The organism is Candidatus Synechococcus calcipolaris G9 (assembly GCF_029582805.1).
Lineage (GTDB): Bacteria > Cyanobacteriota > Cyanobacteriia > Thermosynechococcales > Thermosynechococcaceae > Synechococcus_F > Synechococcus_F calcipolaris.
In genome coordinates, this window is record NZ_JAKKUT010000001.1 from 282,455 (window position 1) to 295,682 (window position 13,228).

The following is a 13,228-nucleotide window of genomic DNA, read 5'->3' on the forward strand; positions in this document are numbered from 1 at the left end:
TATCAACGAATCCCTTACTTCTTGCGTAGCCGATAGGTGATTCGGCCCTTGGTGAGGTCGTAGGGAGTAAGCTCCACCTTGACGCGATCGCCGGGCAAAATTTTGATATAGTTGCGGCGAATTTTTCCAGAGATATGGGCTAACACATTAAACCCATTGTCCAAGTCCACTCGAAACATCGCATTGGGTAAGGACTCCGTGACCGTGCCTTCAATTTCGATGGCATCTTGCTTAGACACGACTAACTCTCCCCACCAATTTGACGTTGAATGGCCGCTGTCACTTCTGGAATGGAGAGGGTTCCATCAATGTGGACAAATTTGGGATGGGATTTGTAGATCTCAATCATAGGCAAGGTTTCCTGCTCGTAGACATGAACACGCTTGAGGATGGTTTCGGGGGTATCATCACTGCGTTTTTGCTCCGACTGCGCCGCTGCTTCCTTAGCTCGGTTTAAGGCCCGATCCTGCAATGTGGCAGCGGGAACATCTAAAAAAAGTAAATAATTATAGGGTTGACGAATTTTCTCAAGCATTTTCTCTAATGCTAGGGATTGGGGAACATTGCGAGGAAAGCCATCCAGGAGCCAGCCCTGTTGAGCATCCGCTTCTACCATGCGATTAGCCACCATATTCACAATGACTTGATCGGGGACAAGGGCACCTTGATCCATGTAGGTTTGGGCCTGTTTACCTAACTCAGTTCCCTGGGCCCGCTCCTTCCGGAGAATATCACCCGTGGAAATATGGGGGATGCCCCACTCCTTCACTAAAAATGATGCCTGGGTTCCCTTGCCGGAGCCGGGACCGCCAAATAGAATTAATCGCATTACTGCTTAACCATTCCCTCATAACGCTGCGAAATCACATAGGTCTGAATCTGCTTGGACGTATCAATGGCTACCCCCACCAAAATCAAAAGGGAGGTTGCCCCCAAGCCCTGGAAGGTGGTGACACGGGTTGCGCTTTCCACTGCCGTGGGGATGATTGCCACCAGACCCAAAAAGATGGCTCCCAAGAAGGTTAGGCGATTCAGAACCTTTTCAATGTAGTCGGAGGTTGCCTTACCAGGACGAATGCCAGGAATACTAGCCCCCATTTTCTTCAGGTTTTGGGACATGTCTACTGGATTGACCACCAGGGAAGAGTAAAAGTAACTAAAGAAAAGGATCAGCGTTAAATAAACAATGACGTAAATCCAAGGGGTGGGCCCCACAGGAGAGATGTAGTTACCAATGCGAGCAACCAGTTCATTCTGGGTAAACTGGGCCAGAGTGGAGGGTAAAATCAACATGGCTGAAGCAAAGATGATCGGCATCACCCCCCCCTGGTTCAATCGCAAGGGGAGATAGCTCGTCTGCTCCCGATAGAGTTTCCGACCCACTTGTCGCCGCGCGGAAACGATGGGGATTCGCCGCGTTCCTTCCTGGACAAAGACGATCCCGACAATCATGGCCAGAAACACAACCACCAGAATAATAATGCCACCCACACTACCGCCGCTTTCGGCTAGGGCAATGGTTTGACCAATGGAGCCGGGTAGGTAAGCGACAATACTCAAGAAAATAAGCAGGGATGCACCGTTGCCAATACCCCGCTCAGTGATCAATTCTGAGACCCACATCACAAACATGGAGCCAGCGGTGAGGGCAAGTACCGTCTCAGCAATGAAGATGGGTCCCGGCCGCAGGGCTGCCCCAGGGATAGAACTGACAAAAATAGCGATCCCCGTACTCTGGATAATGGCCCAACCCAGGGCGACATAACGGGTAATTTGGGAAATTTTGCGTCGCCCCGCTTCCCCTTCTTCTTTTTGAAGGTGTTCCAGGGAGGGAAGAGCCGCAGTCATTAACTGCATGATGATGGAAGCATTAATGTAGGGCAAAATTCCCAGGGCAAAAATCCCTAGGGCCGATAAACCACCTCCAGAAAAAATATCCAGGAAGCGAATCACAGCATTATCTTCCACACTGCTGGCAAAAACTTGGCGATCGATGCCCGGCACGGGTAAGTAAATACCCAGACGCACAAAAATCAAAAGCCCTAGGCTAATCAGTAAACGAGTTCGCAAACCAGCGGCCTGGGCCATTTGCGTAAATGTTTCTTGGGCAGTGGGAGTTTTACCGCGATTGACAATCATAGAGAGTTCCCTCTAATCCTGGACTGGGGCTGTTAAATCAACGCATTCACCACCAGCGGCTTCAATTTTGCTGCGGGCTGTTGCCGTAAATCCATGGGCTTCTACCCGCAGTTTGACATTGAGTTCGCCATTACCCAGTATTTTTAGGGGCCCATCATTGGTGGTGAGGATGCCCACCTCTAGCAAGGATGCCAGGGTGACAACCGTATCCGCAGGCAATGTATTCAGTTGATCAACATTGATCGTAGTGTAATGCTGTTGATTAACGATGGGGAAATGCTTGAGTTTGGGTAGACGGCGATAGAGGGGATTTTGACCACCTTCAAAGCCTGGCCGGGTGGGACGACCGGAGCGAGATTTTTGCCCCCGCATGCCAAAGCCACCGCTGGCCCCTTGACCTGCTGCAATGCCGCGGCCAATGCGACGACCACGGGGGCGGGAACCGGCTTGGGCATGTAAGTCACTAAAACGCATGGCTTTTTCCTTCAGGTCTACTGGCTATAGAGGTTTTCAAGGGGAATATCCCGCTCTTCGGCCACTTCTCCTAGGGTACGGAGGGAGGCTAGGGCCTCAACGGCAGCCCGGGCATTGTTGAGGGGATTACTGGAACCCAATTGCTTGGCTAGGACATTCCGGACTCCGGCTAGTTCGAGAACGGTACGCACGGCTCCCCCAGCAATAACCCCAGTACCAGGAGCGGCGGGACGAATCATGACCCGGGCTGCCCCCCCTTCACCGGTGGTGGGATGGGGAATGGAATTGGATTTGGTAATGGGGACATCGATTAGGTGTTTTTTACCATCGGCAACGCCTTTACGGACGGCTCCAATTACATCGGCGGCCTTACCGACGCCAACGCCAACTTGGCCCCGTTCGTTGCCAACAATAACAATGGCCCGGAAGCTCAGTTTTTTGCCCCCTTTGACCACTTTAGAAACCCGGCGAATTTGGACAACCCGCTCTTGCCAGTCGGTTTCTTTTTCTACTTTGCGGGGGTTTTTGCGACGATTGGGCATCGGGGGTTCCTCTTAAAACTCTAGACCAGCGTCACGGGCAGCTTCAGCAAGGGCCTTAACTCGTCCGTGGTAAATATTGCCACCGCGATCAAAGACAACATGATCAATGCCAGCAGCTTTGGCCCGTTCGGCAATGAGTCGCCCAACTTCCTCAGATGCTTTGCAATTGTTGCCACTCTCAAGTTTTTGCCGCAGGTCTGGCTCAAGACTAGAGGCGGCAATGAGGGTGTGATGTTGGCTGTCATCGATCAACTGGGCATAAATATGTTGATGGGAGCGAAATACGGCTAACCGGGGGCGATCGCCGGTGCCCGTAACTTTACGTCGGATGCGTTGATGCCGACTTTTAACTGCGGCAACTCGTGTCTGTTTCATCTATTTCTTCCCTGTTTTGCCAACTTTACGACGGACAAGTTCACCGGAGTAGCGAATTCCTTTGCCCTTGTAGGGTTCGGGGGGACGTACCCCACGAATTTGGGCGGCCAGATTACCCACCAATTCCTTATCAATGCCGCTGACGAGGATAATGGTTCCCTGCTGGACTTTCTTGCCCTGGTTGTCTTCAATCTCTAGGGTAATCCCTGGGGGGGGTGGGATTTCTACAGGGTGACTGTAGCCCATACTGAGAACAAGGGTTTGACCTTTCAGTTGGGCCCGATAGCCGATCCCTTGGATTTCCAGTTTCTTCGTAAACCCTTGATCTACCCCTTCCACCATGTTGGCGACAAGGGTACGGCAGAGACCATGACGCTGCCGAGCGGGCCGCGACTCGTTCCGTCGCTGGATGAGGATAGTGTTTTCTTCTTGGGTGATACTCACTTCTGGGGGTAAGACCCGACTAAGTTCGCCCCTGGGGCCTTTGACGATGACCTGCTGACCATTAAGGGCTAGGGTCACCTTGGCTGGCAGGGGAATGGGACGTTTACCGATCCGAGACATGGGGGATTCCTCCTGGCTTACCAGATATAACAAAGAACTTCACCGCCAATCCCCTGTTTCCGAGCATCGCGATCGGTCATGATGCCGCTGGAGGTGGAAATGATGGCAATGCCGATACCACCGAGTACCCGTGGGAGTTCCCGGGAGTTGGCATAGACCCGCAACCCTGGTTTACTGACCCGCTTAAGGGCGGTGATAATGGGCTGGCGTTGTTTACCCCGATATTTCAGGGCCACGACGAGATGCCGCTTGATCCCTTCACCCTGTTCTTCAAAGTCGCGAATAAATCCTTCTGCCTTAAGAACTTGGGCAATACTTAAGGTCATCCGCGTTGCTGGAATTAAGGTGGTTTGATGCCGAGCTAAATTAGCGTTGCGGATGCGAGTCAGCATATCGGCGATGGTATCGTTTACTGCCATAGTTGCTCCTTAAAAATCTGCCTCCTTGTCGGGTTAACTATCACGGAAAGGCATCCCCAATGCTTTGAGCAAAGCGCGCCCTTCTTCATCGGTTTTGGCAGTGGTGATGATTGAGACATCCATGCCGCGAATCTGATCGATGTCGTCATAGTTCACTTCTGGAAAAATTAACTGCTCTCGCAGACCCAGGGTGTAATTGCCGCGGCCATCAAAACTTTTAGGATTAACGCCCCGAAAGTCTCGAATTCGAGGCAGGGCCAAGTTGATCAGGCGATCTAAAAAGGCATACATCCGCTGCGATCGCAACGTGACGGCCACGCCCACCGGCATTCCTTGACGAACCTTAAATCCAGCGATCGCCTTCTTGGCGCGGGTGACCACCGGTTTTTGCCCCGTAATGGTGGCAAGTTCGGTCAGGGTTGCTTCCAGGGCTTTAGCATTTTGGGCTGCTTCCCCTAGACCCCGATTCACGGTCACCTTGGATACCTTGGGAACCTGGTGGATATTGGTGTATTGAAATTGCTGCATAAGTTGCGGCACAACAGTTTCGGTGTAGAGGTTTTTAAAGCGTTGAGACATAGGACGTGAAGACTCTCTTGGTGAATTGCTCTGGGCTGGGTCAGAGACTAGGGGACAGGCAAGAATTAATCGATAATTTCTCCGGTTTTTTTCAGCATTCGCACCTTGCGACCATCTTCGGTATAGGTGTAGCAAATTCGACTTGCAATATTTTGCTTCGTGGAATAAACCATCACCTTGGAGCTATTGATGGGGGCTTCCTGAGTGACAATTTGACCCGATTCACCCTCCTGCTGCGGTTTGACGTGTTTGGTTTTCACATTCACGCCCTTCACCAGAACCTTGCTGGTTTTGGGAAAGACATCCAGGATTTCGCCAACTTTGGCCTTATCACGCCCGGCAATGACTTGAACGGTGTCGCCTTTTTTAACGTGCATACGATGACGGATAGGTTGCTTTTTCGTGGCCATGTTTAGAGTACCTCCGGTGCCAAGGAGACAATTTTAGTGAAATTTTTATCCCGCAATTCCCGCGCTACGGGGCCAAAGACCCGCGTTCCCCTGGGATTACCTTCCGGGTTGATGAGAACGGCGGCATTGTCATCAAAGCGAATACTCATGCCACTTTCGCGGCGAATTGCTTTCTTGGTTCGCACAATCACCGCCCGAACCACATCGGATTTTTTCACCGCCATGTTCGGTGTAGCATCTTTGACCGTGGCAATAATCACATCACCGACACTGCCATACCGCCGATTTCCGCCACCCACGACCCGAATACATAGGAGCTTTTTGGCACCACTGTTATCGGCAACATTCAGATAACTTTCCTGCTGAATCATGACAGACTCCTAGCCCCGGTTGGGAGAACTAACAATTTCGGTGATGGTCCAGCGTTTTGTCCGACTCAGGGGGCGAGTTTCCTGAATCCGCACGCGATCGCCCGTCTGGCAGCGATTTTCTTCATCGTGAACCTTATAGCGACGGGTTTTGACGACGATTTTGCCGTACTTCGGATGGGGAGCGCGGTTTTCAACGGCAACCACGACGGTTTTTTCCATCTTGTCGCTAACAACGAGACCCAATCGTTCTTTTACTGCCATAATTAGTTTCCTTCCTCATTTGCTGAGGTTGCACTGGACTGTCGTTCCTGCTCTAGGGTAAGTAGCTGGGCCAAGGTATGGCGTAAATGCTTGAACTGGTGAGGCTTTACTTCCTGGCGGGTGGCTTTTTGAAACCGCAGATTAAACAGTTGTTTTTTGAGATCAACAATCTGATCGGCGATCGCCTGATCATCTAGTTCCCGTAGGTCAGCTATTTTTGTGAGCGCCATGATCTAGGACTCCTCCTGCTTGCGAACAATAAAACGAGTTTTGATCGGCATCTTAAAAGAGGCAAGGCGCATGGCTTCTCGAGCCGTTTCTTCAGGAACACCGGCGATCTCATACATGATCCGCCCTGGCTTCACCACCGCAACCCAGTATTCAGGGGAACCTTTCCCCGAACCCATCCGTGTTTCTGCCGGCCGCATGGTAACGGGCTTATCGGGAAAAATACGAATCCAGATCTTGCCACCCCGACGAATATAACGGGTCATGGCCCGCCGTCCGGCCTCAATTTGACGAGATGTAATCCAGGCCGGCTCAAGGGCTTGCAGGGCGTAATCCCCAAAGTCAATATTGCTACCACGAGTGGCAACCCCACCCATGCGGCCCCGTTGTTGTTTGCGAAATTTTGTACGTTTAGGACTTAACATGACCCGATTCCTTCCTGCTAGTTAGAGCGATTCTCGAACTGGGGTAAGCGACGCTGACCCGTCCGCTGCCGAGGCTGTTCCCGCCCAAAGCTAGATTCCGTTTGACCCGGCAACACTTCACCCTTAAATATCCACACCTTGACCCCCAAAATGCCATAAATGGTTCGGGCAGTACGGTAGGCATAGTCAATGTCCGCCCGCAGAGTATGGAGGGGGACACGACCTTCCCTGGTCCATTCGGTACGAGCAATTTCTGCCCCGTTGAGCCGACCGGCAACCTGGATTTTGATCCCTTCAACTCCGGCCCGCTGGGCCCGTTGAATCGCTTGGCGAACGGCCCGCCGAAAGGCAACCCGCCGCTCCAACTGCTGGGTAATGTACTCAGCCAACAGACCGGCCTCCGCATCTACTCGGTTCACTTCGAGGACATTCACCTTAACAGTGCGTCCCGTGGGTAACATTTTCCGTAGATCTTCCCGAAGCTTTTCAATCCCTTGGCCACCCTTGCCGACAACGACCCCAGGACGGGCGGTGCGAATTTGTAATTCCACCTGATCGGCTTTGCGCTCAATGCGAACATCGGCAATACCAGCATTGGCCAGGACTTTTTCGATGTACTGACGAATCTGATGATCTTCCTGCAATAGGGCTGGGTAGCGACTGGGATCCGCATACCACCGTGAACGATGTTCTTGGGTAATCCCGAGGCGAAAACCAATCGGGTTAATCTTCTGTCCCACAGTAAAAATCCTTTAGTACTACTCGTCAGTGAAATCAACGGATGCCACGGAAATCGTAATGTGGCAGGTGGGCTTACGGATTTGGTAGGCACGGCCCTGGGCCCGAGGACGGAACCGCTTCAGGCTCGGCCCCTGATCCGCATAGGCCTCACTAATGATCAAGGTGGCTGGATCAAGACCCAGGTTGTTCTCTGCATTGGCTGCGGCCGATCGCAATACTTTGGTCACGGGATCACAGGCCCGGTAGGGCATAAACCGCAGCATAATCAGGGCATCTCGATAGGTTTGTCCCCGTAGTTGATCGAGAACTCGACGAACCTTGTGGGGGGACATCCGCACATAACGGGCGGACGCTTGGGCAGTGGGGATAAAAGAGGAAACCATGGATCTGTACGTGCCTTCAACTTAATAACGGGCCTTTTTATCGCCCTTAACATGACTACGAAACGTGCGGGTAGGGGCAAATTCGCCGAGCTTGTGGCCGACCATTTGCTCAGTGATGTAGACCGGAACATGCTTTTGACCGTTGTGAACCGCGATCGTGTGGCCGATCATTTCCGGCAAAATAGTTGAGGCCCGCGACCAAGTCTTGATCAACTGCTTATCTCCCTTGGCATTGAGGGTTTCGATCTTCCGCAACAGATGATCGGCAATAAATGGCCCTTTTTTTAGTGAACGTCCCATTAGATTCTCCTAGAGTGCTGCCGATAACTAAGACTGACGACCCCCACGACCGCGCTTGGAGGATTTTTTCCGCCGGCGCACGATCAACGCATTGCTGAGTTTTTTCTTCTTGCGAGTCTTATAACCCAGGGTCGGTTTACCCCAAGGCGTTACCGGGCCACTGCGGCCAATGGGGGCACGCCCTTCACCACCACCATGGGGGTGATCCACCGGGTTCATGACTGAACCGCGAACCTTGGGTCGGCGGCCTTTCCAGCGATTTCGTCCCGCCTTACCAATACTGATGTTGTTGGCCTCGACGTTCCCCACCTGGCCAATGGTGGCATAGCACTCTTTCCGGAATAAACGCACTTCCCCAGAGGGCAGCTTTAGCGTCACCATCTCCCCTTCTTTAGCAACCACTTGGGCCATAGCACCTGCGGCCCGTACCATTTGACCACCGCGACCGGGGGTGATTTCCACATTATGAACGGCGGTACCTAGGGGAATTTTGTACAGGGGCAGAGAATTCCCAACTTCAATGGGGGCATCGGGGCCAGTAACAATTTGAGTGCCAGGGACGAGATCCCGGGGATGGAGAATATAGCGTTTCTCACCATCTTGATAATGCACCAAGGAAATACGGGCATTCCGGTTTGGATCGTACTCGACGGTCACGACCTTACCGGGCACGTTGGGTTTATTGCTACGGCGAAAATCGACATCCCGGTAGCGACGCTTATGGCCGCCTCCCCGCCGCCGACTGGTAATGACACCACGATTATTCCGACCCTTATCCCGCTTTCGTCCACGGGTTAGGGACTTTTCCGGTGAGTCGGTGGTAATTTCAGCAAAGTCCGAGACGGATTTCTGCCGAGTTCCAGGGGTGTAAGGTCGATAGGAACGAATACCCATAATTGCTTATGCTCCGTCTAAACTTCGGGGAAGAGGGTAATGGAGTCACCACTGGCGAGGGTGACGATCGCCCGTTTGTATTGAGGCCGCATGCCGATAAATCGCCCAACCCGCCGCTTTTTCTTGGGAGGGTTTTGGGTATTCACCGCAACCACCGTGACGCCAAAGAGTTCTTCAATGGCCGCCTTGATTTGGGGTTTGGTGGCGCGGGGATCCACATCAAAGGTGTAGTGATTATTTTCCAGGGCAATGGTCGCCTTCTCGGTGATGATGGGACGACGGATCAGATCGGCCAAGGAGCGGGGGATTACTCTAGTCACCGTACACCTCCTGAATTTTGGCGATCGCCGCAGTGGTGACAACAATGCGATCGGCGTGAACAAGATCAAACACATTCAGCTGATCGGCCCGGAGTAGTTTGATGCTAGGCACATTACGGGCAGAGAGAAGAACATTTTCCTGGGCTTCCGACGTGATCAGTAATACTTTTTGACCCGCCTCAATTCCCCAGCGTCCCAAGGCGGTCATCAATTCCTTGGTTTTGGGCCGAGGTAGCTGTTCAGAAAAGTCTTGCACCACAATCAGGTCTTCAGTCCGACTCATTAGAGCGGTGCGTAGAGCTAACCGTCGCTCTTTGCGGTTCATTTTTTGGGTGTAGTCCCGCGGTTTTGGGCCAAAAATGACCCCACCACCCCGCCAGAGGGGAGAACGAATAGAACCCGCCCGGGCCCGACCCGTTCCCTTTTGTCGCCAGGGTTTGCGCCCCCCACCCCGAACCTCAGCTCGAGTTTTGGTTGAGGCCGTCCCTTGACGAGCATTGGCTAATTGGCGCACAACTGCGCGGTGGACAATATGACTGGCGGATTCTTCCTTAGCTACCCGTAAATCGAGGGTGGCTTCTCCGGATTCCGCGCCCTGCCAATCTTTGACGATGCAAGATACCATAATGAGTTCGTCTCCCTACTGCTTCTGGCCGACAATGTTGGCGGGAGTAATGCTCACTAAAGCACCGGGTTTTCCGGGCAAGGCTCCCTTAATTAAAAGCAAGTTCCGCTCCGCATCAATGCGAACAACTTCTAGCTTCCGCACAGTGACTCGCTCGTTGCCCATGCGTCCAGCCATCCGCTTACCGGGATAAACCCGGCCTGGGGTAGTACCGGCTCCCGTTGATCCAGGGGCGCGGTGATTCTTAGAACCATGGGCCATGGGCCCCCGCTTGAAATTGTGGCGACGTTGATAACCGGCAAAACCCCGACCAATACTGGTGCCACGCACATCCACCAGTTGACCCGGATTAAACATTTCGACGGTGAGGGGCTGCCCCAACTGATAGGCGGACACATCCTCAAGGCGGTATTCCTGGAGGTGTCGCATTGGCCCAGTTTCAGAACGGCGTAAATGGCCTAATTCTGGCCGAGTCAAGGCCTTCTCTGTAGCTGCACCAAAGGCAAGCTGAACCGCCGTATAGCCATCGGTTTGTTTCGTTTTGATTTGAGTGACCGGACAGGGCCCTGCTTGCACGACCGTAATCGGCACGGCTTTACCGGTTTCGTCAAATATCTGGGTCATGCCCAGTTTTGTTCCTAAGATGCCAACTGCCACGATCGCTAATCCTTAAAGCAACTGTCACGACACAATAATGGAGAATCAGCCCGAAAACCGATACTCTCCTTAGCCCCGAAGGGACATTTTATGGTGGTAGTGTTTAACTAAACCAAGGCGATCGCAAATCTAGACTCCACACCTCAACCCATTGATACAACACGTTGAAGAATGGATAACAAATCGCCCCAAGCCATAATTTTTGAACTCAGCTTTCGGTTAATCCTTGCGGTATTGGTTGAAAACTGAACGCCCTTGATAGCCAAGGACTTAAAGAATAAAATTTCTTCAGTATCCTTTTTTGGCCGCAAGGAATCATCGTAAATGATTTGATTGTGCTTTGTCTAGTCCCAATTGGACGAAATATATTTTTTTCTAACTTTTTAATATCCCAGCCCTTGCCTAGCTAGGATATTGGCTCCTCAAAGATTTGAAATTCTGAAAATGGGCAGGATTGGGGAAGCTGATCAGGATCCAGGGGCGTTTCCCGTCCGACCATATCTAAGCCATTTTCATAGCCTAGGGCGATCGCTTCCCTGAGGTAGGGTTTTAGGCTGGGATTTTCCTTGAGGTGACGACAAATTTCACGTCGTTGTTCGCGGATCGTGTATATCCAGCTTTTGGATCGAAACCTAGGCTGGAAATGCCACTTCAACAAATGCCCCAATAAAACACCCAGACGGTTACGAAGTTCTTGCCGCTGTTGTTTGCCCAAGAACTCAATCTCTTCACTGAGGTTAACTATGTCTAGCTGGTCAAGCTTCCCAGAACGTAGGGCCTCCGTTTGCGCCTGAGTCCACGCATAAAAATCACGATCATATAGGGAGCGGGTTTGCGGGGATGGGTGCATGGATGACTCCTGGGAGGATAAAGGCCCTAAAATTCTGCCTTGGCGTAAAACTTACCATTTTTGATCTGAATTAAGCCCTGGCAACTGGGGCAGCTAAATCGCCAAAGTTTACCTAGGGGAACTTTGAGGGACTGGCCACAATGGGGGCACTCTCCCCGCAATACCTCTTCATCCCCTAGCATCCACATACCACCCACGACCATGGGTAAACCGATGACGGATCCTAAGCCCGTGGCACAGAACCCTAGACCCATTACCATTCCGGCAACACCGGCAACTTTGGCTTCACCATCTCGAGACACTTTCTCAATCGTGGGTACGGTAAATTTAACTCCCTCGAAGGGGGAATCCATATCTTGAGAATCGTTTGGAGAATCTAAGGCTGGCTCGGCGGCGGCTTCATCGGTGATATCCCCCGATGGGGTAACAGATAGGGGTTGCTCTTGGGGAATCCCTGCATCCGCTGTACTTAGATCGGTAGCAGGGGGTGGGGTAGGTTGGGGGGGATGGTCAGAAAAATCCTTGACGGAATGCTCAACCTTTGGTTCGTTGGCCATGGCGGCAGGCTCACTGGGTAGAACCGAGGCATCCACTTCGCTGATTGGGGCAGCTACGTCCGGAGTCGGATCCGGGGCGATCGCTGGGCCAGATTCTAACCAGGGATCGGGTAATTGAGGCAGCGTTTGTGATAGTACGGGTTCATCTGGTTCATCTGCAACGGGTGGCCAGGGTTCGGATGTTTCTGGTTCGTCTTCTTCACCATAATTTTGGAAATCGTCGGGTGGCTCGGGTTCGGGTATTTCCAATTCTGCCTCCACGCCATCATCCGGGAGAGTCGTCTCTGCCATAACGGCGGAATCGGCGGCAATAATCTCTTCTAGACCGGCAAAGGGTTGATTAGGGGCATCCTCTACAATCTGCGTTGGCTCTATATTTTCTAAATTGTCTAACTCTGCATGCTCTAACTCTGCATCTTCTGACTGAGCCACATCGTCGGCATATTCAGCAATCAGGGGCGGCTCCGTTGCAATGATCTCTTCAAGGTTTTCAATGTCTTGCTCCGGCAGCGGCTCCTCAGAAGATTCTAAGGGCCCCAGGAAAGTCTCTATCTCTTGCTCTATCTCAATCTCTATATCATCCAGGATGGAGTTCTCCCCATCGCTCAATTCCACCATGGCGGTTGGCGGTTCAGGGGAAAACATCTCTGATAGGGTGACGTAGGTTTCACTGGTTTCAATCGTTTCAATGACTTCAATGGGATCAGCCTCTACTTGGGCCGGTTCTTCCTCTTTCTCCTGAATCGGTTCGACGGCAGGGGATGGCTCTGACTCAAACATTTCGCCAAGGGTGAGGTTCCAGTTATCCGCCTGGGATACCAGCAAAAATTCTTCTTCCCATAGGGGAATACCTAAACAACGGGCTTCAATGTGAACTCCCTCGATGTCTGGCAATAAAAGCTTTTCCAGGGCTGTGCGGATCAGGGTAACGGCGGCAGGTTGACTAATGTTTTTCTCGGATTTTAAGGTGACCGCAAGGTGGGCATCGCTGCGAGTGACGATCGCCTTTACCTGTTTCGGAATTAATACGGCATTAAGTAACAGGGAGATGGCCCGAGGATTACCCTGGCGGGCTACATCCAGAAGGCTAGGTTGACTCATAGGTTCAAGGGGG

General features: G+C 52.2%; 23 protein-coding genes. All 23 read right to left on the minus strand.

Annotated features, from left to right (window positions below; genetic code table 11):
• Window positions 1-14: 14 nt before the first annotated feature.
• Window positions 15-239: a translation initiation factor IF-1 gene (infA, locus tag L3556_RS01505; protein ID WP_011055956.1), complete on the minus strand. Its 225-nt coding sequence runs from the start codon at window positions 237-239 to the stop codon at window positions 15-17.
• Window positions 240-241: 2 nt separating this feature from the next.
• Window positions 242-829 carry an adenylate kinase gene (locus L3556_RS01510; protein ID WP_277865533.1) on the minus strand — a complete coding sequence of 196 codons (588 nt, stop codon included), beginning with the start codon at window positions 827-829 and terminating at the stop codon, window positions 242-244.
• Window positions 829-2,139 (minus strand): preprotein translocase subunit SecY, encoded by a 1,311-nt coding sequence (gene secY, locus L3556_RS01515; RefSeq protein WP_277865534.1) that lies wholly within the window; start codon window positions 2,137-2,139, stop codon window positions 829-831. Before secY ends, L3556_RS01510 begins: the two co-directional genes overlap by 1 nt.
• Before the next feature lie 12 nt (window positions 2,140-2,151).
• The gene (gene rplO / locus L3556_RS01520; protein WP_277865535.1) at window positions 2,152-2,613 is read right to left on the minus strand and encodes a 50S ribosomal protein L15; all 462 of its coding nucleotides are present in this window, start codon (window positions 2,611-2,613) and stop codon (window positions 2,152-2,154) included.
• A gap of 17 nt (window positions 2,614-2,630) precedes the next feature.
• Window positions 2,631-3,155 (minus strand): 30S ribosomal protein S5, encoded by a 525-nt coding sequence (gene rpsE / locus L3556_RS01525; protein WP_277865536.1) that lies wholly within the window; start codon window positions 3,153-3,155, stop codon window positions 2,631-2,633.
• Window positions 3,156-3,167: 12 nt separating this feature from the next.
• Entirely contained in the window at window positions 3,168-3,530 is a 363-nt protein-coding gene (rplR, locus tag L3556_RS01530; RefSeq protein ID WP_277865537.1) for a 50S ribosomal protein L18, read from the minus strand.
• Window positions 3,531-4,094: a 50S ribosomal protein L6 gene (gene rplF, locus L3556_RS01535; RefSeq protein ID WP_277865538.1), complete on the minus strand. Its 564-nt coding sequence runs from the start codon at window positions 4,092-4,094 to the stop codon at window positions 3,531-3,533.
• A gap of 17 nt (window positions 4,095-4,111) precedes the next feature.
• Entirely contained in the window at window positions 4,112-4,513 is a 402-nt protein-coding gene (rpsH, locus tag L3556_RS01540; RefSeq protein WP_277865539.1) for a 30S ribosomal protein S8, read from the minus strand.
• Window positions 4,514-4,546: 33 nt separating this feature from the next.
• Window positions 4,547-5,092, minus strand: a complete 546-nt coding sequence (gene rplE, locus L3556_RS01545; protein WP_277865540.1) for a 50S ribosomal protein L5 — start codon at window positions 5,090-5,092, stop codon at window positions 4,547-4,549.
• Between the two features lie 65 nt (window positions 5,093-5,157).
• The gene (gene rplX / locus L3556_RS01550; RefSeq protein WP_277865541.1) at window positions 5,158-5,502 is read right to left on the minus strand and encodes a 50S ribosomal protein L24; all 345 of its coding nucleotides are present in this window, start codon (window positions 5,500-5,502) and stop codon (window positions 5,158-5,160) included.
• A gap of 2 nt (window positions 5,503-5,504) precedes the next feature.
• The gene (gene rplN, locus L3556_RS01555; RefSeq protein WP_277865542.1) at window positions 5,505-5,873 is read right to left on the minus strand and encodes a 50S ribosomal protein L14; all 369 of its coding nucleotides are present in this window, start codon (window positions 5,871-5,873) and stop codon (window positions 5,505-5,507) included.
• Window positions 5,874-5,882: 9 nt separating this feature from the next.
• Entirely contained in the window at window positions 5,883-6,134 is a 252-nt protein-coding gene (gene rpsQ / locus L3556_RS01560; protein ID WP_277865543.1) for a 30S ribosomal protein S17, read from the minus strand.
• 2 nt (window positions 6,135-6,136) lie between these two features.
• A complete protein-coding gene (gene rpmC / locus L3556_RS01565; protein ID WP_277865544.1) occupies window positions 6,137-6,364 on the minus strand; it encodes a 50S ribosomal protein L29 in 228 nt (75 codons plus the stop codon).
• Between the two features lie 3 nt (window positions 6,365-6,367).
• Complete coding sequence (rplP, locus tag L3556_RS01570) at window positions 6,368-6,787, minus strand: 50S ribosomal protein L16 (protein WP_277865545.1); 420 nt, start codon at window positions 6,785-6,787, stop codon at window positions 6,368-6,370.
• A 17-nt stretch (window positions 6,788-6,804) separates the two neighbouring features.
• The gene (rpsC, locus tag L3556_RS01575) at window positions 6,805-7,527 is read right to left on the minus strand and encodes a 30S ribosomal protein S3 (protein WP_277865546.1); all 723 of its coding nucleotides are present in this window, start codon (window positions 7,525-7,527) and stop codon (window positions 6,805-6,807) included.
• An 18-nt stretch (window positions 7,528-7,545) separates the two neighbouring features.
• A complete protein-coding gene (gene rplV, locus L3556_RS01580) occupies window positions 7,546-7,911 on the minus strand; it encodes a 50S ribosomal protein L22 (RefSeq protein ID WP_277865547.1) in 366 nt (121 codons plus the stop codon).
• Between the two features lie 21 nt (window positions 7,912-7,932).
• The gene (gene rpsS / locus L3556_RS01585; RefSeq protein WP_277865548.1) at window positions 7,933-8,211 is read right to left on the minus strand and encodes a 30S ribosomal protein S19; all 279 of its coding nucleotides are present in this window, start codon (window positions 8,209-8,211) and stop codon (window positions 7,933-7,935) included.
• A 27-nt stretch (window positions 8,212-8,238) separates the two neighbouring features.
• Window positions 8,239-9,105 (minus strand): 50S ribosomal protein L2, encoded by an 867-nt coding sequence (rplB, locus tag L3556_RS01590; protein ID WP_277865549.1) that lies wholly within the window; start codon window positions 9,103-9,105, stop codon window positions 8,239-8,241.
• Between the two features lie 17 nt (window positions 9,106-9,122).
• Window positions 9,123-9,425, minus strand: a complete 303-nt coding sequence (locus tag L3556_RS01595) for a 50S ribosomal protein L23 (RefSeq protein WP_277865550.1) — start codon at window positions 9,423-9,425, stop codon at window positions 9,123-9,125.
• Entirely contained in the window at window positions 9,418-10,050 is a 633-nt protein-coding gene (gene rplD / locus L3556_RS01600; RefSeq protein WP_277865551.1) for a 50S ribosomal protein L4, read from the minus strand. Before rplD ends, L3556_RS01595 begins: the two co-directional genes overlap by 8 nt.
• A gap of 15 nt (window positions 10,051-10,065) precedes the next feature.
• Entirely contained in the window at window positions 10,066-10,707 is a 642-nt protein-coding gene (gene rplC / locus L3556_RS01605) for a 50S ribosomal protein L3 (RefSeq protein WP_277865552.1), read from the minus strand.
• 406 nt (window positions 10,708-11,113) lie between these two features.
• The gene (locus L3556_RS01610) at window positions 11,114-11,557 is read right to left on the minus strand and encodes a DUF29 domain-containing protein (RefSeq protein WP_277865553.1); all 444 of its coding nucleotides are present in this window, start codon (window positions 11,555-11,557) and stop codon (window positions 11,114-11,116) included.
• Window positions 11,558-11,583: 26 nt separating this feature from the next.
• On the minus strand, window positions 11,584-13,215 hold the full coding sequence (locus tag L3556_RS01615) for a hypothetical protein (protein WP_277865554.1): 1,632 nt from the start codon (window positions 13,213-13,215) through the stop codon (window positions 11,584-11,586).
• Window positions 13,216-13,228 lie beyond the last annotated feature (13 nt).